The organism is Psychrobacillus sp. MER TA 171 (assembly GCF_023713305.1).
In the GTDB taxonomy this organism is placed as follows: Bacteria; Bacillota; Bacilli; order Bacillales_A; family Planococcaceae; genus Psychrobacillus.
This window is the reverse complement of sequence record NZ_JAMAWN010000004.1, coordinates 165,428-189,336: the sequence shown is the minus strand read 5'-3', so window position 1 is coordinate 189,336 and position 23,909 is coordinate 165,428. Positions and strand designations below refer to the sequence as shown.

The 23,909-nt window shown below is 37.7% G+C and carries 22 protein-coding genes; 10 read left to right on the top strand and 12 right to left on the bottom strand.

Annotation, left to right across the window (positions count from 1 at the left end):
* Positions 1-64 precede the first annotated feature (64 nt).
* The 3 genes from M3627_RS06140 to M3627_RS06130 form a co-directional block, all read right to left on the bottom strand.
* Positions 65-925 carry a CvfB family protein gene (locus tag M3627_RS06140; protein WP_169361365.1) on the bottom strand — a complete coding sequence of 287 codons (861 nt, stop codon included), beginning with the start codon at positions 923-925 and terminating at the stop codon, positions 65-67.
* 241 nt (positions 926-1,166) lie between these two features.
* Positions 1,167-1,586, bottom strand: a complete 420-nt coding sequence (gene mntR / locus M3627_RS06135; protein ID WP_169361364.1) for a transcriptional regulator MntR — start codon at positions 1,584-1,586, stop codon at positions 1,167-1,169.
* 382 nt (positions 1,587-1,968) lie between these two features.
* Positions 1,969-2,235 carry a late competence development ComFB family protein gene (locus M3627_RS06130; protein ID WP_340881746.1) on the bottom strand — a complete coding sequence of 89 codons (267 nt, stop codon included), beginning with the start codon at positions 2,233-2,235 and terminating at the stop codon, positions 1,969-1,971.
* Positions 2,236-2,351: 116 nt separating this feature from the next.
* Between M3627_RS06130 and M3627_RS06125 the strand changes: the two genes are divergently transcribed.
* On the top strand, positions 2,352-2,507 hold the full coding sequence (locus M3627_RS06125) for a lmo0937 family membrane protein (RefSeq protein WP_169361363.1): 156 nt from the start codon (positions 2,352-2,354) through the stop codon (positions 2,505-2,507).
* 27 nt (positions 2,508-2,534) lie between these two features.
* Here M3627_RS06125 and M3627_RS06120 read toward each other — a convergent pair whose 3' ends face one another.
* The 3 genes from M3627_RS06120 to M3627_RS06110 form a co-directional block, all read right to left on the bottom strand.
* Entirely contained in the window at positions 2,535-3,644 is a 1,110-nt protein-coding gene (locus M3627_RS06120; protein ID WP_251553331.1) for a GNAT family N-acetyltransferase, read from the bottom strand.
* A 163-nt stretch (positions 3,645-3,807) separates the two neighbouring features.
* Complete coding sequence (locus tag M3627_RS06115) at positions 3,808-5,934, bottom strand: heavy metal translocating P-type ATPase (protein ID WP_251553330.1); 2,127 nt, start codon at positions 5,932-5,934, stop codon at positions 3,808-3,810.
* Positions 5,931-6,290 (bottom strand): ArsR/SmtB family transcription factor, encoded by a 360-nt coding sequence (locus tag M3627_RS06110; protein WP_169361360.1) that lies wholly within the window; start codon positions 6,288-6,290, stop codon positions 5,931-5,933. Before M3627_RS06110 ends, M3627_RS06115 begins: the two co-directional genes overlap by 4 nt.
* 200 nt (positions 6,291-6,490) lie before the next feature.
* Here M3627_RS06110 and M3627_RS20780 point away from each other — a divergent pair, with 200 nt between their 5' ends.
* A complete protein-coding gene (locus M3627_RS20780) occupies positions 6,491-6,619 on the top strand; it encodes a hypothetical protein (RefSeq protein WP_285841650.1) in 129 nt (42 codons plus the stop codon).
* Between the two features lie 325 nt (positions 6,620-6,944).
* Here the strand turns inward: M3627_RS20780 and M3627_RS06105 are convergent, their stop codons facing one another.
* The 3 genes from M3627_RS06105 to M3627_RS06095 all read right to left on the bottom strand — a co-directional run bounded on the left by M3627_RS06105 (position 6,945) and on the right by M3627_RS06095 (position 10,750).
* The gene (locus M3627_RS06105; RefSeq protein WP_251553328.1) at positions 6,945-9,302 is read right to left on the bottom strand and encodes a penicillin acylase family protein; all 2,358 of its coding nucleotides are present in this window, start codon (positions 9,300-9,302) and stop codon (positions 6,945-6,947) included.
* A 148-nt stretch (positions 9,303-9,450) separates the two neighbouring features.
* The gene (murB, locus tag M3627_RS06100) at positions 9,451-10,368 is read right to left on the bottom strand and encodes a UDP-N-acetylmuramate dehydrogenase (RefSeq protein WP_251553327.1); all 918 of its coding nucleotides are present in this window, start codon (positions 10,366-10,368) and stop codon (positions 9,451-9,453) included.
* Positions 10,369-10,444: 76 nt separating this feature from the next.
* Positions 10,445-10,750 carry a winged helix-turn-helix transcriptional regulator gene (locus M3627_RS06095; protein ID WP_169358511.1) on the bottom strand — a complete coding sequence of 102 codons (306 nt, stop codon included), beginning with the start codon at positions 10,748-10,750 and terminating at the stop codon, positions 10,445-10,447.
* Positions 10,751-10,935: 185 nt separating this feature from the next.
* On the opposite strand from M3627_RS06095, the gene M3627_RS06090 reads away from it, so the two are divergent.
* The 8 genes from M3627_RS06090 to M3627_RS20775 all read left to right on the top strand — a co-directional run bounded on the left by M3627_RS06090 (position 10,936) and on the right by M3627_RS20775 (position 19,338).
* Positions 10,936-11,463, top strand: a complete 528-nt coding sequence (locus tag M3627_RS06090; RefSeq protein WP_251553326.1) for a YceI family protein — start codon at positions 10,936-10,938, stop codon at positions 11,461-11,463.
* Between the two features lie 180 nt (positions 11,464-11,643).
* Complete coding sequence (locus M3627_RS06085; RefSeq protein WP_251553325.1) at positions 11,644-12,831, top strand: hypothetical protein; 1,188 nt, start codon at positions 11,644-11,646, stop codon at positions 12,829-12,831.
* Positions 12,832-12,842: 11 nt separating this feature from the next.
* A complete protein-coding gene (locus tag M3627_RS06080) occupies positions 12,843-14,075 on the top strand; it encodes a Zn-dependent hydrolase (RefSeq protein WP_251553324.1) in 1,233 nt (410 codons plus the stop codon).
* Entirely contained in the window at positions 14,072-15,244 is a 1,173-nt protein-coding gene (locus M3627_RS06075; RefSeq protein WP_251553323.1) for an amidohydrolase, read from the top strand. The genes M3627_RS06080 and M3627_RS06075 overlap by 4 nt, the downstream gene beginning before the upstream one ends.
* A gap of 211 nt (positions 15,245-15,455) precedes the next feature.
* On the top strand, positions 15,456-15,746 hold the full coding sequence (locus tag M3627_RS06070; protein ID WP_169358507.1) for a hypothetical protein: 291 nt from the start codon (positions 15,456-15,458) through the stop codon (positions 15,744-15,746).
* A 43-nt stretch (positions 15,747-15,789) separates the two neighbouring features.
* Positions 15,790-17,532, top strand: coding sequence for an ABC transporter ATP-binding protein (locus M3627_RS06065; protein WP_251553322.1), 1,743 nt, complete (start codon positions 15,790-15,792; stop codon positions 17,530-17,532).
* Positions 17,533-17,923: 391 nt separating this feature from the next.
* Complete coding sequence (locus M3627_RS06060) at positions 17,924-19,213, top strand: helix-turn-helix domain-containing protein (protein ID WP_169358505.1); 1,290 nt, start codon at positions 17,924-17,926, stop codon at positions 19,211-19,213.
* Positions 19,210-19,338, top strand: a complete 129-nt coding sequence (locus M3627_RS20775; protein WP_277347066.1) for a hypothetical protein — start codon at positions 19,210-19,212, stop codon at positions 19,336-19,338. Before M3627_RS06060 ends, M3627_RS20775 begins: the two co-directional genes overlap by 4 nt.
* A 426-nt stretch (positions 19,339-19,764) precedes the next feature.
* Here the strand turns inward: M3627_RS20775 and M3627_RS06055 are convergent, their stop codons facing one another.
* The 3 genes from M3627_RS06055 to M3627_RS06045 form a co-directional block, all read right to left on the bottom strand.
* Positions 19,765-20,079, bottom strand: coding sequence for a DUF4288 domain-containing protein (locus tag M3627_RS06055; RefSeq protein WP_169358504.1), 315 nt, complete (start codon positions 20,077-20,079; stop codon positions 19,765-19,767).
* 265 nt (positions 20,080-20,344) lie between these two features.
* On the bottom strand, positions 20,345-22,159 hold the full coding sequence (locus M3627_RS06050) for an ABC transporter ATP-binding protein (protein ID WP_251553321.1): 1,815 nt from the start codon (positions 22,157-22,159) through the stop codon (positions 20,345-20,347).
* Positions 22,152-23,894, bottom strand: coding sequence for an ABC transporter ATP-binding protein (locus M3627_RS06045; protein ID WP_169358503.1), 1,743 nt, complete (start codon positions 23,892-23,894; stop codon positions 22,152-22,154). The genes M3627_RS06050 and M3627_RS06045 overlap by 8 nt, the downstream gene beginning before the upstream one ends.
* Between the last annotated feature and the right edge of the window lie 15 nt (positions 23,895-23,909).

Below are 23,909 nucleotides of genomic sequence, written 5' to 3'. Positions count from 1 at the left end.
GTACGTAAAAAGGAGTAAAAAGTTCCGATAATTATCGATGCTTTTTCCTCCTTATTATCTAATCCTATTGCTTCAATTCAGTCCAACCGTCCTGTTGAATAATTTTCTTTTCTTTCATTAGTTTACCTAGGGCACGTTTAAAGGCTGCCTTACTCATCGAAAACATTTCTTTAATTTCCTCAGGTGATGATTTATCCGTAAATGGCATCTTACCACCAACATCATTTAAATAACGGTAGATTGACTCCGCATCGTCACCCAAACGTTCATGCTTTCTAGGCAATAATGATCCATTTAGCGAGCCATCGTCCTTAGTATCTATGATACGAACAGTTAGGTCTTGTCCTAATCTTGGTTCTTCTACACGTTCAGATTCATGAACAAAAACGCGATAGTTTTCCGGGACACTTAGCAAAAATGTGCCTACAGGTAGGAGTCGATATGGTCTAGCTTGCAGGTTGCTATTTAAAAGAGTTGTTGGCGCATCGATGTACAACTCCTCTACTCGGTCCTCTGTTGCCAATCGACCAAAAAGCTCCCCTTCTCTATCCGTTCGTAGGGTCATATAGAGATGATCTCCTTGAGCAGGCCATAACTCTTTTATCTTAGGTAGATCCTCCGCCTTTACCTGCACCTCTTTTGAAGTACCAATATCGACGAATGCACCTTCTTTTTCTGAAACCTTAATCACTCTTGCCCAGCCATATGTTCCTTTTTGAATGGAAGGTAGCTGAGTAGTTGCAGATAGATTACCTCTTCTATCCACAAATAGAAAAACTTCAAGTGTGTCATCCTCTTTTAGTTCTTCTGGCGCCTCCGAAGCATTTAAAGCTATTTCCGTGTCTTTATGCTGAAGAATCCATTTGGATCCTTCCTTGGATTTTACTTGTAATTTTAAAATTTCACCTGATAATAATTCTGTCAAAGTTACCGCTCTCCTTCTGACCATACTTTTAGTTGGTCTTTACCTACTATTTATAAATCTATAGTTTTGTTAATTCCGTAAAATTAGATTGTTCTCCTAGTTCAAGGAGATTTAGTGTAGCTTACTTATATTCTTTTCCAAATATATAATTTGAATTCGCTTAAGTTGTGAGTTTATGTACCTTTTCTTAATTCCCTTATAACCTATTCAATTGCAAGATAAACTTTTATAGTCATTACATTTAGTCGTTTAAGTCTCTTCTTAGCTCTAGTAGCTTTGTTTGAATAGAAGTATCATCTTCTAATATAAGAACTAAGTCTGAAATCCGGTCTATAGAGTTCCAGCTTAAATGATGTTCGATTCCTTCCACATCTGCATAAATATTTTCTTCTTCTACACCAATTAAACGTAAAAAATCCTCTAACAATTCATGACGCTTTACTAGCTTTTTCCCTAGCTTCATCCCTTTGTTTGTTAGAGTAAGTCCACGATATTTTTCATATATTAAAAACCCATCTTTATCTAATTTCTGAACCATTTTGGTTACTGAAGATGGCAGTACTGATAATGCTTCTGCAATGTCAGACACACGAGCATAACCCTTCTGTTCAATAAGTATATAAATTTGTTCTATATGGTCTTCCATGCTTGGTGTTGGCATATTAATCTTCCTTTCATCCGTTCTTACTTATTTTACTACAATAGGCTGGCCTTCTCAATTTAAGTTAGGTTCTTACCTTTTTAAGTAGGCTATGTTAAAGGCTAGGATTGATTTATGATGTGCACTAAATCGGCAAGGCAAGTAGAATTGATTTTCGCGCCAACCGGTCGCTTTTTCGCGGAGTGAGTCGCCGTCTGGATTACAGTCGGATTTAAAAGAAATGTTTAGTTAAAATCAACCAATAACTTTAGAATAGCTTTTAAGTAAATAAAATTACTACCGTTAGTATAACTAGTTCACTTCTTTTATTATACTCTCACATAGAATAACTCAATCCTCGCACTAAAGTATAAAAGAACCTTATCGTAAGACAAGGCTCTTTTTATCTATGAGGATATTTTCCAACGACATGAATAGAATGGATAATTCGTTTATTAATCCACTCTAAGTTTTCTAATGTATTCATCCGTTCAAAAACAGCCTTTCTCCCTTTTTCGGTCGTTACATAATGGGTCGGAAGTGTATTTAAGCTTAATGCAATAATGTCTAATTCACATTGAGGACACTTACAAAACGTTTGATATTCTGACCCTCTCATCAATACTCTCACAAGGCTCTGAACGATTTCTTCCATAACGTTTGTTAACAATTCTATCCTTCTTTCATAATTCAAAAATTATTATTTATGTTTAACCTGTAATACCCCGGGGTATCTAATTAATAATAACACGTATTAATAATTTTAAGAAGAAAGGATGACTTATAATGGGTAGAATTTTATGGGGCATTGTCGTAGTACTTATCGTACTATGGTTGTTAGGCCTACTTTTAGACTTTGGCGGAGGATTAATCCATACGCTGTTAATTATTGCAGGTATTATTTTCGTAATTCAACTTGTCACTGGTAGACGAGCCGTCTGACAAAAGGGGTTGCCATTAGGCAACCCCTTATCTTTTTGTCTTTGCATAAATACAAGTATCTCTTAATCTCTTACCATCAGCAGATAAGGAATCATGGTGAAGAGTCCCTTCTAGTGTGTAATTTAATCTTTCCGCAACTGAACGACTTCTTACATTTTCACTATCACAACGGATTTCAACTCGATTAGCTTTTAACTCCTCAAAGGCAAACGTAGTAATACGTTCAACTGCTTCAGTCATCAAGCCCTTACCTTCAAATTTACTATCAATCCAATAGCCAATCTCAAACTTTCTAACATCCCAATCAATTCGGTGAAGTCCAGAACACCCGACGAATTCTCCTGTTTCCTTTAAAAACAAATGCAGTCGAAGATCCTTGCGAGTGATAAAATCTGCTACTGCCTGTCGAAGATTTTGAACTCTTTGCTCAAGCGACTCCTTTTCTTGCGCCCAAGGCATCCAGTCCTTTAATACATGCTGGGAAGCTAGCACTGCTTTTTGAACTGCCTCTGCATCCGCGACTTTAGGTGCTCGGATGATTAATCTTTCCGTATAAAATTCTTCAGGGAAGACCAATTCTTCTTTTACCTTTTCGATAATATGAAAGTCATCGTCCCACTTTACTGGAGTCGAAGTTCCTTTTATAAAATCGTCTCTCGTCATTCCGTATGTAACTGCATCATAGTATGATCCTTCTTTAGGTGAAAACCATGCCTGACGCAGCTGTGCTTCTTTAACAAAACCTGCACGCTCAAACGTTTTTCTCATAGCAAAGTTGTCTTGGCGCGTATGACCCTCTAAGCGAATTTTCCCTTCTGGAAGATTAAATACATATTCAGTAATCTTTTTTAAAGCAAGTGGCCCATATCCTCTTCCTCTGGCTTCATCCGCTATTCTTAAGTCAAAGAGAGGAATTTCATCCTGTAGATCATAGATTTTTACAATTCCAACTTTTTCATCTTGATCGTTCTCCACCCAAAAAGTTTTTACTTCATCAGATTGATATCCACCCTCTTCAATTGTCTTTTCAATCAACTCTCGTACAGGATGAGAATTCCCATGATATGGCCATGTGTTTGTTGTCATAAAATGTATCAGTTGCTCTTGCTCTTCCATCGTCCATTCTGTAAGCTTCATTGATAACCCTCCAAACCTAGTAATAATATATCTCGTCCTCTTTTAAAAAATGAAATTTATATGTTTTAAAAAATAAAGTAGAATTGACTTTCGGCCTCGGTGGACGCTTTCCGCATGAGTGAGCGATAAGCGAGCACCAAAGAGCCTATTTGTACTGTCTTATTTACTTCTTTGCTTCTTCAAGCTCTTTTCCATTGCTAAACTTATTTAATAATCGTAAAGAGTTTAAGACTACTAGCAATGTAGCCCCCATATCTGCAAATATGGCAATCCATAGCGTTAACCAACCAGGAATAATAAGAAGAAGAGCTATAATCTTTAACCCTAATGCAAACATAATATTTTCTTTAATAATATGCAATGCTTTTCTACTCAAGCTAATAGTATAAGGTAATTTTTCTAAGTCATCGGCCATTAACGCAACGTCCGCCGTTTCCAACGCAGCGTCCGTTCCTGCTCCACCCATAGCTATGCCGACATTGGCAGCGGCTAGTGCAGGGGAATCATTTACTCCATCTCCAATCATAGCAACTGCTCCATACTTTTCTTTTAATCTCTCAATAGCCATTAGTTTTTGATCAGGCATTAACCCTGCATTCACATCGGTTATACCCAGTTGAGCAGCAATAGCATTTGCCGTATTTGGATCGTCACCAGTTAGCATAACAGTATGCTTTATCCCAATATCCTTTAAATCTTGTAACACCTTACTGCTGGTAGAACGTATTGGGTCTGCAATGGCAACGAAGCCTCTATAAGTCCCTTCCTCTGTTGCAAGGATTACCGTATTTCCTTCCATTTGAAGTTTCTCAACCTTTCGGAGAACCTCCACTGAAATTAAACTTATCGTTTTTATCCAAGCAACGCTACCTACTGACCATTTTATACCATTTACGACTGCTTCCGCACCTTTCCCTGTTAGCGATTTAAATTCGTCCACTTCAATTGGATGGATACTGTTATTAGCACCATACTCCACAATGGCCTTAGCTAGTGGGTGTTGAGAGTATGCTTCAATAGACATTATATTTTGGATAAAATCCTTGGAAGAGTCTGCTTCCACATATGTTACTTCTGGATAGCCTTTCGTAAGAGTGCCCGTTTTATCGAATGCAATTGCCTCGATTCGTCCAATCTCCTCTAAGTGAACCCCACCCTTGATCAACACGCCATGCTTTGCCGCATTTCCAATCGCTGTAACTATTGCGACTGGCGTTGATACTACTAAGGCACAAGGACAGCCTACAACTAAAACAGCAAGACCTTGGTAAATCCACAGCTTCCAGTCGCCACCTAGAAGTGGAGGAATAATCGCCACCAAAAATGCGATACCAATTATCGCAGGGGTGTAGTACTTTGCAAACTTATCTACAAAACGTTGAGAAGGAGCTTTTTCTGCTTGCGCTTCTTCCACTAAATGAATAATTTTGGCTATGGTGGTATCTTCTACACGTTTCGTTACTTCGATTTCTAATGAGCCCTCTTCATTTAGCGTACCTGCAAAAACATCTTCCCCTTTTGTTTTGACTACAGGAACAGATTCCCCAGTAATGGATGCCTGGTTTACTGTTGAGCTTCCTTTTAATACAATTCCGTCCATTGCAATTTTTTGTCCGGGCTTCACGATTAGCACATCACCAATTTGTATAAACTCGGTATCTAATTCGATTAACTCATTGTTCCGACGTACAATTGCTGTCGGTGGAGCGATATCCATTAATTCACTAATCGATTGCCTAGCCTTATTCATGGAATATGCCTCTAAAGCTTCACTTAACGCAAACAAGAAGACAACAACCGCTCCCTCGCGCCATTCCCCAATGATAGCAGCACCAATTATTGCAATTGTCATTAGTGTCTTCATATCGAAGTAAAAGCGTGTTAAGTTGATAAACCCTCCCTTAAATAAGTCAAATCCACCGATTGCGATGGATAATACAAATAAGGAAAGAGCTACAGGATGAGATTCCTCATAAACAAAAGAAGCAATGACTCCTCCTATTAAAAAAATTAAAGATATCAATGTTACAACATTCTCTTTACGTTTTAAAAACGGGGTCTTTTCTATTTTCCGTTGCGAAACAGGTAAAACCTTGATGCCATCAAATGCACCAGCCTTTTCTATTTCCTCGACAGTTACGTCGCCTATGACAGAAACTTTAGCTGCTCCAAAGTTAACGGTTGCTTCCTGTACAGTTGGAAGACTTTTTATATTATTTTCAAACTTCCTCGCACAATTGGCGCAGGATAAGTTTTCTAAACGATATTCCTTTTTTTCTACGTTATTCATGTTCCCACCTCTTCTATAGAATGCTCATATGCAATCTTAACAAGCTCATTAACATGATCATCTGCTAAAGAGTAATAAACGAGTTTTCCCTTACGTCGAGACTTCGCTAAAGACAAGTCCTTAAGAAAACGAAGATGATGGGATGCAGTTGCCACTGATGAGCCAATTATTTCACTTACGTCACAAACACATAACTCCTCTTCAACCGTTAAGGCATAGGCAATTTTAAGCCTTGTTTCGTCCGCTAATGCCTTAAAGAGCAAGACTAACTTTGTTAAATCTGGAATTTGTTGTTTTACCTCTTCTACTATTGTTTCATTAACTTTTGTTACTTCACATACATCATTAGACTGCATTTGAGCACCTCATTCAAATAGTTGTTTGATTGTTCCTCTATTATATGTTCGGATAATTCTAAAATCAACCATCATTCAAATATATATTTGAATGAATAAATGTTTTGTTACAAGAAAAGCGCAGGCGCCTATCCCTGCCCCGACAGGCAAATGGAAAAAAGCGAGGAGGCAGTTCCTCAGCCACCGGAGCTTTTATCCATTTGACCCCGAGGGGCAAGGCGCCGGAGCTAGACATCCAGAAAAGCGCAACCGCCTATCCCTGCCCCGACAGGCAAATGGAGAAAAGCGAGGAGGCGGTTCCTCAGCCACCGGAGCTTTTATCCATTTGACCCCGAGGGGCAAGGCGGTGAAGCTAGACATCCAGAAAAGCGCAACCGCCTATCCCTGCCCCGACAGGCAAATGGAGAAAAGCGAGGAGGCGGTTCCTCAGCCACCAAAGCTTTTATCCATTTGACCCCGAGGGGCAAGGCGGTGGAGCTAGACATCAATTTATCCACAGGTTTAGAACTTTATAGTTTCCCAAACTAAAAAGGCACTTTTGTTCAAATTGAACAGAAGTGCCTTCTAATTGTCTGGATAACCACATACGTTCGAGTTTCCAAACCCATAATAAAATTCCTAGATTTCATTTAACGATGCTCTTAATTCATCTCTTTAATCTGCCTTTAATATTAATTCAAAGCCATCCTTTATGTCGCCGTTAATCACCGTAGTGTGATAATTACCATTCGCCCAATCTCTTACCTGGCTATGGTACCACTCTGATTTAATGTGTCCACTTTGCCCTGGCCCTACAATGTGATAGGCCGTTGAGAGATCAGCTAAATCAGCTACAAATCTCCAGGATGCACCGTGATTTACGCTTCCGTCTTCTTTATAACCTGCTGCTTGAACCGTAATGTTAGATCCACCTATTGGTACTGGTTTAGGGTTTAAAAAGTAACCAAGTATAGGAGAGGCACCTGAAATTGGATGATCAAACGTTAATTGATGATAGTCTCCCCATTTCCATTTGGCTTCGTTTTTCCCAAAATCCTCTTCAATTTCATTTATTGCAATTGTAAAAGAATCGTAGACCCACTTATCTACTCCACCGTACTCCTCTAACCAAGCACTCGCTTCGCTTTTATACCCTTTCCGTAATAATTGATCTGAAATATTGCCCTTTCCAGGTAACATGGCATAAACGTCCTCAGGCATTTGCTCCTTAAACATTGTTTTTGGAAGCTGCTTCATCCATTTATGAAAAACTAATGGTGCTGACTGATCTTTATCATCAACATGATCCCATTTCTTTAACACTTTTAGAACATCATTATATTTCCCTTCGCTATCTTGCTTTTCTACCGACCCTACCATGGAAGCTAAAAATTCACGCGCATATAAATTTTTTTGATCCATCTGTAGTGTCATCATATCTTCCTTAGTTAACTCACTTTTACTTGCCAACACTTCAGCAATTCTTTCGTAACGATAAGATTGCGCCCAAAAATCAGTTATATGGTATAAATAGGATTCATCGACAACCTCATTATTCGCTGTTGCAATAAAACCTTCTTCAGGATTAACAACCTTAGGCAGTTCTGTATAAGGTACATATCCAGTCCAGCCAAATTCGTTAGAATCGCCCGGAACCGGAAGCTGTCCATCACCTGTTTTACGGACCGGTATCCTACCATTAGCTTTATAAGCGATTGTCCCATCCTTTGCGGCAAATACAAAGTTTTGTGCTGGAGCATGAAAGTCCTCTAAAGCACTCTCAAACTCCTCCCAATTAGAGGACTTATTCATTTTTAATATAGCCTGTAACTCTAATGTAGGCTCTAACGCTGTCCACTGCATAGAAAATAATGCAGAAGGATTCTCTTCCTTGAAAAGCACATCAGAAATAATTGGTCCATGGCGTGTCACCAACACCTCAAATGGCACGTCCTCTTCTCCCTTTACTTTGATATTCGTTTTACGAATAGCTGCCTGTTCCCATTTACCCTCATACATAAATTTCGTGCGATCATCTGGGTTTGGCGTTTCAATATATAAGTCCTGTACATCGGGCCCAACATTTGTTACTCCCCATGCCACTTCTTCGTTATGTCCTAAAATAATACCAGGTATTCCAGCGAATATTACACCACTTACATTTTGACTCGGTGACTCTAAATGCATTTGATACCAAATCGATGGGGTGCTTAAACCCAAATGTGGATCATCTGCCAGAAGCGGCATTCCACTAGCAGTCTTTTCTCCACTAACAACCCAGTTATTACTCCCATTAAATTCATTAGGTAGAATAGCTGCATCGAATCTACCACTAACAGCAACTGGATTATTTAAATTTGCCTCAATAATAGAAGGTGCATCCTCTGGATAAGTGATAAATAGTTCTTCCGCCTTTTCTTGCTCAAACTCATTAATTGCCCAATGTCGAAGTGCTAGGCTTGACCAATTTCCACCTAAATCATATGCCATAAATTTACCGACAGCCAAAGAGTCAATTGGAGACCATTCTCTTGGTTCATAGCCTAATAGTTTAAATTCATAACTGAGCTTTCCCTCTTCTATAGCATAATCAATGAATTCATTTACCCCTTCTGTATACCACTTCAAAACCTGCTTTGCTTCGTCACTATAGCCGGCGTAGGATTTCTCAGCTGCATCTCGAAGGCTAAAGGTTAAAAAGAATTTATCTGTATCTAATGCCCCTTTACCAACTACCTCTGCTAGCTGGCCACTCGCCTGCCTCCTAGCTAAATCCATCTGAAATAAGCGATCCTGTGCTTGCACAAATCCTTGAGCACGATAAAGATCTTCATCACTCTGAGCTTTAATATGAGGAACCCCATCCTGATCCCGTACAACCTGAACGTCTTCATTCAATACTTTTACTGCCAGTTCTCCTCGAATAATAGGCTTAGTGTTAGACAAAAAAACATTTAAGCCTACTACAACCACAATTACAATAGCCACTAGTATTCCTAATATCCAAAGAAGTACCTTCCTGCCTTTTTTCAAATAATTACCCCCTTTGTATTTCTATGTCATAATTCGACAAAACCAGGTAAACCCCTGCCCATCATTTTAAATTTCTTGGAATAGCCCCTGATACTGGAAGATAAAAAAAGCCCCATGAATAATGTATATTCATAGGACTAGATTTATATTATTTACTATTTTCCCCAACTATTTTAACTTCTAGTTCTAACTCAACCCCGAAGTTATCATGCACTGCTTTTTTCACCATTTCAATTGTATTTATATAATCTGTAGCAGTTGCATTATTCTTATTGACGATAAAACCTGCATGTTTAGTAGATACCTCTGCTCCACCAAAGCCCTTCCCTTGTAAACCACTATCCTGGATTAGCTTACCAGCAAAGTATCCAGGCGGTCGTTTAAACACACTTCCAGCAGAAGGATACTCTAACGGCTGCTTAGACTCTCGTTGGAAGGTTAAATCAGCAATTTTAGCATTTACTTCTTCTGGGTTTCCAGGCTTCAGCTCAAATTCAGCCGATAAGACATAGTAACCTTCTTTTGTAATTATGCTTTTACGATACTCTAACTCCAGCTCTTCCTTTGAAAGTACCAGTTTTTCACCTTCAGGAGTAAGAACAGTACACTGCAAAATTACATCCTTGATTTCTCCGCCATAAGCTCCTGCATTCATTGCCATTGCTCCACCAACTGTTCCAGGAATTCCACAAGTAAATTCCAAACCTGTCAACGATTCCTTTGCAGCGGCTTTGGAGACATCTATAATAGCAGCTCCACTTTCAGCATATACATGATTACCTTCAATAACAATTTTATCTAGTTTCTCTAAGCAAAGAACAACGCCACGTACTCCACCGTCTCTGACAACCATATTAGAACCATTACCTAGCAATAACAGTGGGATATTGTTTTTATGAGTATAGTCAACTATAAAAGCTGCTTCTTGCTCGTTTTCAGGTGTAACAAATAAGTCAGCCATGCCACCCATGCGAGTCATCGTGTGTACATGAAGAGCTTCGTCTATTTTCACATTACTTGGATCTAGCTTTGTAATTAATTCTTTGTACCATACTTGTTTGTTCAAAAAAGACAATCCTTTCTTCTTTAACCTATCACCTTACATACTATGCGTTTACCTATATAAACTTTCAAGTGTCTTATTATAACCAATCCTTGGACCAGGTTTCAATCCCAGTTATGACTTCCTTAAGAGCCATACCTTTATCCGTTAAATTATACTCTACTCGAACTGGAACCTCAGAAAAAAGTGTTCTTTGCACAATCCCTTCTCTTTCCAATTCTTTTAATCGCTCGGACAACAAACGTCCACTTATAGGAAGAGAAGACTCTATCTCATTAAACCTCTTAGAACCGTCTAATAATTGATAAATAATTAAAGTTGTCCATCTTTTACCTAACAATTCCATTGCCTTGGAAAGTCGCGGACATAATGATAATTCCTTCATATTAATCACCTCTATCACTAAGTATTATACGCCTGTTCATATTTTTTGTAAAACCAAAGTAATTAAATTACTTGACGTAATTATATTATTAATTTATAGTTACTTACATAAAGTAACCAAGAGTTACTCTCAAACTATTACGTTTGAATTTGCTATTAAAAACAGAAATGTAGGAGGAAATGAAAATGACAAAATTTAATTTGGACGCTGCACATTCTAGTATCGATTTTTCTGTAAAACACATGATGGTATCTAAAGTAAAAGGTAGCTTTACTCACTTTACCGCTGATTTAGAGGGTACGGCCGAGGATTTAACAGGTGCCACTATCACTTTTAGTATTGATGTTAATTCAATCAATACGAACCACGAGGATCGTGATAATCACTTACGTGGCGAGGATTTCTTTGATGCAGAGAAATACCCAACTATAACATTTGAGGCTACTGAAATTCAAAACACTGACATAGGCGAATACGATGTAACTGGCAACTTAACTATCAAAGACGTAACTAAGCCGGTCACATTTGAAGTTGAGTATGGCGGTAAGGGTAAAAACCCTTGGGGACAGGAAGTAGTTGCTTTCTCAGCAGAGACTAAGGTAAACCGAAAAGAATTTGGCTTAGTTTGGAACCAAGCACTTGAAACAGGCGGCGTGTTAGTCGGCGAAGATATCAAAATTTCAGTAGAGTTAGAGCTAAATCCTGCTGAATAACTTTTAATATTAAAGGGCATTCCACTAAAAATGGAATGCCCTTTTCCTATTGCTACATGAAAACACTTACATTTCCACTTAAATAAATTACTTATTCTGAAATATATTATATACTTTATTCTAGTAAAGTTTTATGTTAATCTATTGATTATTCTTTATTATCTGAAAGGACGGAAAATTATGCCACAAATGATCGCTTTGGTTCTCGTTATTGCTATTTTATTTATTGGAGAATTGGTCTCCACTCGGACAAAGGCTTGGATTCCTTCTGTTTTCGTATCAGCCGTCCTTTTCATCATCGGATATTGGACCTTTTTCCCAAAGGAAATTGTCTCTATAGCCGGTGTACCACCAGTAGTTGCAACTATGATGATCTATTTGCTAATTACAAATATGGGAACACTTCTTTCTATTAAACAGTTAAAGGAACAATGGAAAACTATTTTAATATCATTAGCTGGAATTTTAGGAATAATTATCATACTATTCACAATTGGTATTCTATTGTTCGATTTTGAAACCATTGTTGTGGCGATTCCGCCATTAGTTGGTGGCGTTGTTTCTGCCTTAATCATGTCAGAAGGTGCTGCAAATGCAGGGCTTACCACCTTATCTGTGTTTGCAATTGTTATATACGTCATGCAAGGATTTGCAGGATATCCCCTTACATCAATTGTTCTTAAGAAAGAAGGTAAATATCTTTTGAACAAATTCCGTCAGGGAGAATTGACTATTGACGGACAAGCGGAAAATTCAACAGAGAATATAAAAGAAGAACTAAAGATGTTTAAAAACCTACCTGCCAAATACAATACAGATTATTTCAAGTTATTTAGACTAGCCTTTGTTGGGTTCCTAGCCTATGGGGTTTCTACACTTTTAAACCCTATTATTGAAATTAGTCCCTTTGTTCTTTGCTTATTATTCGGTATTATCTCAGGAAGCATCGGTTTCTTAGAACGCAATGTACTTCAAAAGGCAAACAGCTTCGGTATTTGTATTCTAGTTTTAATGCTTTTTGTTTTCGACGCTTTAAAAAATGCAACTCCTTCTATGATTATGGAAATCCTATATCCGTTAGTCGGTACGATCATCTTAGGAGTAATTGGTATGTACATATTCTCATTCATCATCGGTAAGATATTAAAGGTAAGTAAAAACATGGCGTTTGCTGTTTCCTTAACCGCACTATACGGTTTCCCTGCAGACTACATTATTACAAACGAAGTGATCAAGGCCTTAACCGAGGATGAGAAGGAACGAGAAGTTTTAACTAGCCACATGCTCCCACCAATGCTAGTTGGGGGATTCATTAGTGTAACAATTGTATCTGTTGTACTCGCTGGTATCTTCGTAGGATTCTTATAAGGAGTGATAGAATGATAGCCAATCAACTAAGAATAGAGCAGCATATCAACCTTTTAAGTCAATATACAGCTACCCCAGAAGCAGGGGTAACAAGATTAACTTATTCAAAAGAAGATTTGGAAGCTAGAAACTATATAAAAGACACGATGAGAAATTATAACTTAACTGTTTCAGAGGATGGCCTCGGGAATATTTTTGGAAAACTTGAAGGCCTCGACCCAAGTGCACCATCGGTTATAGTAGGTTCTCATTTTGACTCTGTACCAAACGGAGGAGCATACGATGGAGCGGCTGGCGTTGTAGTCGGTTTAGAAGTTGCCGCTTTATTTCAGGAACAGCAAATCCATCCAGTTAACTCGCTGGAGGTCATTGCAATGGTCGAGGAGGAAGGTTCTCGCTTTGGCGGTGGGCTAATGGGCTCTAGGGGAATGATGGGGTTATTGTCTGAAGATGATTTTCAATCCATCAAAGACAAAAACGGAGTTTCAGTAAAAGAAGCCATGACTAATATTGGTTTAGATTTTACTAAGGAAAAATACCGTGACCCGAAAACGATTAAAGCTTTTTTGGAGTTACATATTGAACAAGGTCCTATTTTAGAAGAAAAAAACATATCTATAGGTGTTGTGGATGCTATTGTTGGTCTAACTCAGCTAGAGGTTACTATTCAAGGCAGAGCCGGTCATGCAGGTACGACACCTATGGACAAAAGAGCCGACGCATTAGTCACAGCTGCACAAATCATTTCCGCATTTCCAAAGCTTGCTGAAGAAGTAGGACATGGGACCGTTATTACTACAGGACAATTAGAAGTTTTCCCTAACGGCTCTAATGTAATTCCAAGCAAAGTAATCTTTTCAGTAGATATACGTTCAGGAGAAGAGGAAAAAGTTCAGCAAGCAATTAATAAGGTAATGGCACTAATTGAATCTAAAAATAATTCGAACGTGCAAAGCGTCGCTGAGCAGCTGCTTCACACGACGCCAAAGGTTATGGACAAAGAAGTTCACTCTCTTTTAACAGAGGCATGCGAGAAACTAGACATTTCCTATTGCCAGATTAGTAGTGGAGCAGGTCACGATGCCATGATTTTCTCTGATTATACTGCATGTGGGATGATCTTTATCCCTAGCAGGGATGGTCTAAGTCATTGCCCGGAAGAGTGGTCGGATACTAAGGACCTTGCTAAGGGAGCAACTATTTTATATGAAACAGTATTACGACTAACGGAGGGAACAGCATGATTAACACTCAAATTAAGGAATCCATAAAAAACAACAGTGAGGAGCTAACTGAATTACGTAGGAAATTGCATAGTGAGCCAGAATTATCTTTTGAAGAATTTAAAACTACAGAATTTATTTGTAACTATTTAGACAAGCTAGGTATTACTTATCGTAAAACAGAGCCTACAGGAGTTATCGCAGAAATCTATGGCAAAACTGATGGGAAAACTGTGGCATTACGCGGCGACATGGATGCTCTATCGGTACAGCAGCTAAATAATGTGCCGTACGCATCTAAAATAGAAGGAAAAATGCACGCTTGTGGACACGATGCTCATACGTCTATGCTACTAATTGCTGCTAAGGCATTATCTGAAGTGAAGGACCAGCTGCCTGGAAAGGTTCGCTTGCTTTTCCAACCGGCAGAGGAAATTGCTCAAGGTGCTAAAGCTATGGTTGAACAAGGTGCTATGGAAGGTGTGGACAATGTATTCGGTATACATATTTGGTCACAAATGCCGACAAGTAAAGTATCCTGCACCCCTGGACCTTCATTTGCTGCAGCCGATCTTTTCACTGTAAAGTTCAAAGGTCGCGGTGGGCATGGCGCTATTCCTGAAGCATGTATTGATGCTGCCCTTGTAGCCTCTTCCTTTGTGATGAACGTTCAAACGGTCGTTTCGCGCACTATCGATCCACAAAGTCCAGCGGTACTAACAATCGGAAAAATGATTGTTGGTACTAGGTTCAATGTTATTGCTGAAAATGCAGAAATTGAAGGAACAGTTCGTACGTTCCACCCCGAAACTCGTGATCATATGGAACAGAGCATTAAAGACTATGCGGAAAACGTGGCAGCCATTTACGGAGCAACAGCAGAAGTAGTTTATACTCGTGGAACAGATGCAGTAGATAATGAGGAAGAAAGCGCAAAGCTTGTTCAACAGGTAGCAAGCGAAGCATTTGGTTCTGACTCTGTATATGATGAAAAGCCTACTATGGGTGGAGAAGATTTCTCAGCATTTTTAACAAAAGCCCCTGGAAGCTTTGCACTAGTAGGATGCGGAAACTCCGAAAAGGATACAGATTGGGCGCACCACCATGGTAACTTTAATATTGATGAAGATTCACTTGTAACAGGAGCAGAGCTTTATGCTCAATACGCTTGGGCCTACTTAAATAAATAACATGATTTTTGAAAAGCTAATCCAAAGGATAATACAATCCTTAGATTAGCTTTTTCATTTTCTAAAAATTATCTATTTACTCCCCTCTTAAGTCGCCTGCCATTAAAGAAAAGCGTTAAGATATACGTCTTTTTTTAAAATTTAACTCAATTGGAAACTATTTTCTGTATTTTTCGTATATACTAGGGAAAAAAGAAGAGGAGGTATTTAAATGGAAGATATTATTGGACTTTTTATTGGCCTTGTTGCTATAGTAATGGTCTTTTCGATTCCGTTAACGGCTATTTGGACAACCCATTTACGCAAAATGCAGTCTATGAAATCTAAGGTAATAAAGGATGAAATTGAACTAGAACGGCTTAAATACGACAATTTCCTATTAGAAACAGAAAAAATGCGATTAGATTTGCAAAACAAGCAAGCTAGTCTTTTAGAAATGTCTGCAGACCCCCTAGTCGTAGAGTTGCAAAAAAGACCTAAGGCGGAGACTCAGGCTTTATAATGATCGTGCAGCTTTAGTTTGCACGATTTTTTTGGTATAAGAAATGGAGAAAGGAGTATTTAGCATGTCCTCTTCTACTAAAAATTTTTTCCAATTACTGAAAAGCTTAAGGTGGCCAGTTAAAATAGCAGTTTTAGCTATCATCCTTTCCTTATTAAGCACGGTCATTAGTTTAGTAGTACCTTTAGTAACTAAAACACTAGTTGACTCATTGACCTCAACTAGCTTCAATTGGACTCTTATCCTATTGTTATTGGCTGTATTTATATTGCAGGCCGTGTTCGGTGGTTTTTCCTACTACCTTTTGTCCTACATAGGAGAATTTGTCGTTGCTGATTTGAGAAACAAGCTATGGAGCAAGGTTCTTCATTTACCGATCCCCTACTATGACCGACATGAAAGCGGCGAAACAATGAGTCGTATCACTCAAGATACTTCTACATTAAAATCATTAATCACTGACCACTTAGTTAATTTTGTATCAGGTATCATAACGATCATTGGTTCAGTTATCATTTTATTTTTTATAGACTGGAAAATGACATTAATCATGCTTATAAGCGTTCCACTAAGTATGGCTATTATGATGCCTTTAGGTTCTATGATGCATAAGGTCGCGAAGGCAACCCAAAAAGAAATGGCCTCATTTTCTGGATTGCTAGGTAGAGTTCTATCTGAGATAAGACTAGTAAAATCTTACCGGGCAGAAGAAAATGAAACCGTTAGTGGCGGAGAGGCAATCCAAAGACTTTATCGGTATGGACTGAAGGAAGCCAAGATTCAATCATTCATATCCCCTTTTATGACCCTTATTATGATGGCTATCCTAGTTGTCATTTTAGGTTATGGAGGATTACAGGTTTCTAATGGCACACTCTCTGCTGGAGACCTTGTGGCAATTATCTTCTATTTAGTTCAAATAATTTTTCCCTTCGCTCAAATGGCAACGTTCTTTACCTCCTTCCAAAAGGCTGTGGGAGCAACGGAACGAATTCAAGAGATATTTGCAATGGACAGTGAACCTGTTGAGGATCAAGCATCAATAGCGTTGGAAGATGGGATAATTACTTTTAAAGACGTTCATTTTTCTTATGGAGAAAACAAAAAAATTATAAATGGAATTACGTTTGAAGCAAAGCCTGGTACAGTTACCGCTTTTGTAGGACCAAGTGGTGGAGGAAAAACTACTATCTTTTCGTTACTCGAGAGGTTTTACGAGCCTGACCATGGTGAAATTTATTTTAACGGATCTCCTATTCACGAACTACCTTTAAGGGATTGGCGCTCTAAAATGGGGTATGTATCACAGGAAAGCCCTTTGATGAGCGGTACTATCTTGTCTAATATGACTTATGGTATGACAAAAATCCCTTCGATGGAAAAGATTATAGAGGCTGCAAAAGCTGCAAATGCCTCGTCCTTTATAGAAGAGCTTCCTGACAAATACGATACGCTTGTGGGCGAACGAGGAATGAAGCTATCTGGCGGGCAAAGACAACGAATAGCAATTGCAAGAGCACTTTTACATGACCCTAAAATATTGTTATTAGATGAGGCTACCTCAAACTTAGATAGTGGATCAGAATCTTTTGTTCAAGAAGCACTAGAACGATTAATGAATGGTCGTACTACCTTAATCATCGCCCATCGATTGGCAACCATCATGCATGCAGACCAAATCTTCTTTATAGAGCAGGGAGAAATTACAGGCACCGGTACACATGAAGAATTACTAAGTAGTCATGAATTATATAAAGAGTTTACACAAGGACAAGGATTATCTTAGAATCTATCTGTCATATTTCTTTCTAATGTAGAATAAGATAACTTTAACCCTCTAAATTCACCTAAGAAAGTGTAAACGCCAAGCGTAGTTATTTGCTTATTCAACAGGTTTTGAATGTAAAATTTTAACTTTAAGGTTCCCAAAAGACTATTTTATCACTTTATTTTCATAGTAAAATAAATTCATATCGGTACCATTAAATTACAACTTTTAAAATATTCATAACCATTTTAGGAAAGTGATATACAAAAACACCATTTTTTCTATAGTTTTTAACATTCACTTTCATAATAATCCAATTCTATACTTTTTTCAGTTTTTTTATGCTATCTTTATTATAGTATCTGATTTTGTTTCCTATTTAGATCCTACTCGAGGGGGGTTGAATTAGGTGAATATAGGGCAGCTAATCAAATTAGAACGCCAGAGACAAAATATGAAGCAGGAATATTTAGCTTCAGGTATTTGCGTTCCTTCTTATCTAAGTAGAATAGAAAATGGGTTAGTTATCCCTAGTGAGGATATACAACAACATCTAGTAAAAAGGTTAAATATCCCGGTCGATGCATTGAACAGCAATGGCAATGAAGTAAAATTATCACAGTTTAAAAGCCAATTTAAAAGCGTTATTAATTCTCGAGATAAATTGAAAGCAAAAAGTCTATATCAAGACCTCCACGTCTACATAGAAGAGCATCCTTTCGAGCCTAATCGGCTAACACTTCTAGTAATGGAGACAAGACTTACTCTTATGCTTCCAAATTATACAAGTGAAGTACAAACAAATTTAGCAATCTTGGAAGAATTCAAGAAAGAAATGACTACTGAGCAGCTATTTTATCTCTCTACCATACAAGGCATTATAGCTTATCAAAACAATGAATTTAGGCAAGCAACTGAAATTTTTATGCAAGTCTTTTCTTTAATTAAAAGCTATCGCATGGAAGATTGGGAAATGGCAGAACTTTACTATATATCCAGCTTATCTCTTCTTTCAGAGTCAAGGTATATCCTTGCTATCGACTACGTTAAAGTGGCGCTATCCTACTTCAATCAAGAGATTCTGATTGAACGGTCCATAGAATGCTTAGTTATTTTAGGAATAGCACAAAAAAATACAGGTGTTTTAAAAGATGCAGTAGCTACGTATGAAAAAGCGATGGAGATTAGTTCAAAAATAGAATCATCAAAATTCATTGGCATGATTGAGCATAATTTAGGTGCCTGTCATTCACTGCTCAAAAACCAAAAGCAAGCATTAAATCATTTTCAAAATAGCTTAAGTGTAAAATCCAGTCCAAACGATAGCATAATCACTATCTTTTCTATAATAAAATCCTATTATAAAATTAGTGATTTTGTTAATGCCAAAGTTTGGTTAAATAAAGGATTAGAATTACTAGATTCATTAAATGAAAACAATAAATTGTTGTATACACACCACTTAAGCATTTTTAAAGCTATATTATTTGAAGAGAAAGATCTAATAGCTACCTTCAAAGAAGCATTGGATTATTTTGAAAGTAAACAGGAGTATAAACATTGCTCTATTTATTCAAATGTTTTAGCTAAAAAGCTATCTAGTGATAAACAGTATAAGCAGTCAACAATTTATTATGAACAAGGTTTTAATTATCATATAAAACAATTAAAAGTATCTAACTGGGAGGAATTACTATGAAAAAGTTTTTAGTGGGATTATTTTGCGTAGCTGCTTTATTGGTAGCAACAACAGGCGGAATTACATTAGCAATTGAAGACAAACCTTCAATCACTTCAATCAAGCCTGAATCTAAATTTCTTTAATAGTTAAGGTAAAAAGACCCTCAGTTCAAAACTGAGGGTCTTTTTATTGGTTCTATTTGTATTGATTTTCCTAAGCAACTTCCTATTATTTTATACTTGAGTTGTCGGGATGTGAAATGTTAAGTCAATTGTGCTTGAAGTTACTAAAAAGGTCATTAATGAACTTGAGGTTTTGGTTACTGTTTTCTACTTTTAGGGGGAAAAGTTGATTGAAATGGAGGCGGCGACTTCTACGGGAACAGCACGAGCGGAAGCACCCGGACTGAGCAAAGCGAGGGAGAAGGCTGGAGCCGTGCCCGCGAAAAGCGTCCGCCACAATGGAAATCAACATTATAAAAAAAGCGAGTACCCGAACATGTCCGTCCCAGTTACTCGCCTTTATCTATTTGGAGATCTAAGTGACCTACTATTAAAACTGAAGCACATTCAATAAGTTCTATCTAGGTGAGCTGCTTCATCGAGGATTATATGGTGGCTGTAGACTTCTGCAAATTCTAATGATTCTTCAATTTTGTCAACCATTTCGAAAACATCAAGAATCATCACTAATTTTATTATTGTCTTTTCTCCAAAGGCATTGGTATAAGTGACGTCTTTAAAATGTTCCTTTACTAAACGATCTACATCTTCAAATCTAGGTGCTCGAACGATGTTGATGGTTTCTTCAAATGTTTTATTAGGCATAGATTCAGGCGAGGAAATATGTTCAAATAATAGTTTGACCGAAAACGTTCTCTCCATTCTTTTCACCTCAATTCCTTTTTTTTCTTATCTTAATTATTGAACATTCTTGTACTAAAAGCTACTTCTTTAAGTTGTGAAAGTCTCTATTGAAAATAGCTCTAAAACGCAAAAAAAATTAGCTACTTTCATACTAAGGTTTATATCTTTTGTTGTATAATTCGACTTATATTTCACTTTAGCCTCCTAAAGTTATTAGTTCTAAAATACTTTTAATTTTAAAAAACTCTGTGAGGCCATTGACAAGCCCCACAAAGTTTCTATTTTAAATATTAAATTGACTTTCATATAGGTCAGAATAGAACCCTTTTTTCTGTAGCAACTCCTGATGTGTTCCAGATTCAATTAGTGTCCCATGATGGATAACCAATATTCGATCAGCGTTTTCTATTGTTTTTAGTCGATGTGCAATCACAAAGCTTGTTCTTCCTTCTGATAGCCTATTTAATCCTCGCTGAATCTCTATTTCTGTCTTCGTATCTATACTAGAAGTAGCTTCATCTAATATGAGAATGTCCGAATCCGCCAATATTACTCTAGCAATCGCTAGGAGCTGTCTCTGACCCTGACTAAGACTTGAGCCGCCGGAGGTGATGATGGTCTCATACTGATCTGGTAAGTGCTTGATGAAACTATGAGCAGATGCCATTTTGGCTGCAGCTACAACTTCCTCATCTGAAGCATTTAAACGTCCATAGCGAATATTCTCCATAATTGTTCCAGAAAACAAGAACGTATCTTGAAGCACGATTCCAATTTTTTCTCGAAGCTGGCTAATTTTATAGTTTTGAATGTTAACTCCATCTATTTGAATATTTCCAGAATCAATATCATAAAAGCGCATAAGTAGATTTATAATCGTCGTTTTGCCGGATCCAGTGGGACCAACTAATGCAACCTTCTCTCCTGCCTTTACTTGAAAGGTTATGTCCTTTAGGATAGAGGCTTCCTTTTCATATGAGAAGTTTACATGAGAAAATTGTACATCCCCCTTGAAGGATTTTATATCTAAAGCATTATCCTTATCTTGCATGTCTGGTGATTCATCCATAATCTCAAATACCCTTTCAGCCCCTGCTATCGCAGATTGAAAAGTGTTAAGCAGGTTAGATAGTTGGTTAATCGGACGGAAGAATTGACGAGAATAGGTAACAAAAGCAGCAATAATTCCAACTGTCGCCATCTCTTGTACTGTCATCACTGCCCCTACTCCGATAATTAGCGCAAGTCCAAGATTATTGATGAAGTTATTGATTGGGCCTAAAAATCCGGATACTGTATCAGCAGCCATGGCAGAGCCTCGCAGCCTTTCATTTACACTTGAAAATTTATTAAACGTATTCTCTTCTTGACCAAAAAGAGTAATAACCTCATTACCTGAGATTGCTTCCTCTATAAAACCATTTAACTCTCCTAAATCTCGCTGTCTTTTTATAAAGTTACTGCTGCTATATTTGATAATTTTTTTCGTAGTAAAAATGATAAGCGGAATGATTAGCAGTGATACGATCGCTAATATCCAGTTTAATGCAAACATTGCGATAGCCACTCCACTTACCATCAGAATGGAAGAAAATATTTGGATAACGCTTTGACTCAATGCATTATTTAAGCTCTCTATATCATTCGTCACACGACTCATAAGATCTCCATGGGTCCGTTTATCAAAAAATCGTAATGATAAGGTTTGGAATTTAATAAACAATTCCTGGCGCAGTGTTTGGATGGTTTTTAGCGACACTCGCACCATTAAAAATGTTTGTAGCCAAGTGAATATCGAAGATGCTGTATATACTAATGCTAAAAATATTAAGAAACGAAGAGTTCCATTTAAATCCTTAGGAATAATATAGTCATCAATTATGACTCCGATAAGGTATGGTGCAAGTAAATTTAGCAAGGTGGACACAATAACAAAGCCGCTTGCTGCAATGAGAGCTATTTTTTGTTTCTCTAAGTAACCCCATATTCTTTTAATGGTGCCTTTACTATCCTTTGCCTTGACCACAGGGCCTCCGAACCCTCTTGGACCTCGAGCCCTTCCCATGGCATTGGGTGGTTGAGTGGATGCTTTATTCATCTGAAAGGACCCCCTTCCCACTTTGCGTTTCATAAATCTCTCTATATACCTTACTAGTCTGCAGAAGCTCATCATGTGACCCAGTAGCTTCTATACGACCATCGTCAATGACTAATATTTGATCAGCATTAATGATAGAAGATACTTTAGAAGAAATGATAAACACTGTTGCTTCTCCGTACTGTTCTTTTAAAGTCTTTTGTATTGCTGCTTCAGACAACGCATCTACGGCAGATGTAGAATCATCAAAAACTAGAATCTTAGGCTGGCGAATAAAGGCCCGCGCCATAGATAAGCGTTGCTTCTGCCCTCCGGATAAATTGGTTGCACCCTGCATCAGCTCATGTTCAAATTCTTGCTCCAGTTTCTCGATAAACTCGTAGGCTACTGCGGAGCGAGCTGCATTTTCCATCTGTCTTATATCTGCATTTTCATTTCCATAGCGTAAGTTTTCCTCGATGGTACCAGAGAACAAGGTAGCCTTTTGAGGGACAAATCCGATTAGGCTTCGTAACTCTCTTAAAGGATATTCCTTAATATCTTTACCACCTATTCGAATCATTCCCGTGTCTGGGTCATATAACCGAGAGATTAACTTTACTAGGGTAGACTTACCGCTTCCTGTTGATCCAATTATGCCAATTGTATCACCAGGATTCGCTTGAAATGAGATGTCCTTTAAGACATATTCACCGTTTTTACTATAGCTAAAGTTAACTTGGTTAAATTCTACTTCTCCAGTTACATAAGTTTGATGTATCGGATTTACTGGCTCTTGTATTTCAATATTCGTATCTAAAACTTGCTGAATACGGTTTGCTGAGGTAAAGGAACGAGTAATTTGCATTAATACATGACTACTTGAGATAAGACCATTCATAATAATATTAAGATAATTAATAAAAGCTAGAATAACTCCAACCTGCATAGTCCCTTCATCTACTTTGATGGCACCCATCCACATCCCAAAAACAACACCTACGTTTACGATAAATAACATGACAGGCATTAGCGATAAGATGACTTGTTCTGCAGCCATATTCCTTTTAGTCAAAGTGTCATTCACATTTTTAAAAGATTCTATTTCATGATGCTTTCGATTAAATGCTTTTATAACTCGAATACCAGAAAATGTCTCTTGTAACTTCGTATTTACTTTATCCATTGCCTTCTGTACCTTGACGAAAAGCTTGCCTGTTCTTGATGAGAAGAAATAAATAAATGCCATTAAAATAGGTATAGTCACTAATAATACTGGAAATAACTCTCTTGCAGTGACCCATACGATAATAACTGAGCCTATAAACAACAATGGTCCTCGTACGAAAATACGTAATGTCATCATTAATGCCTGCTGTACTGAAGTGACATCATTTGTCACAATCGTGATAAGTTTTCCCGTTCCATAGGTATCTGTGTTACCACTAGAAAATTGCTGTGTCTTTTGAAAGACATCTCTCCGAATGTCAGCAGCAAAATTGACTGCAGCCTTGGAACTATAAACCGTACAACCAGCTCCTCCTATTAAACCGATAAATGCAGTGACGAGCATTAATATACTCATCTGGATAACATAGGCATTATCATTTTCCGCAATACCATTATCGATAATATGCTGCATAATCGTTGGCTGGAGTAAATCCATTGCCACTTCTAAACACATGAGTAAAGGAGCTAATATAGCAAAAACCGTATATGGTTTTAAATAACGAAGCAGCTTTTGTAGGGATTTCATATATTATCTCCCCCT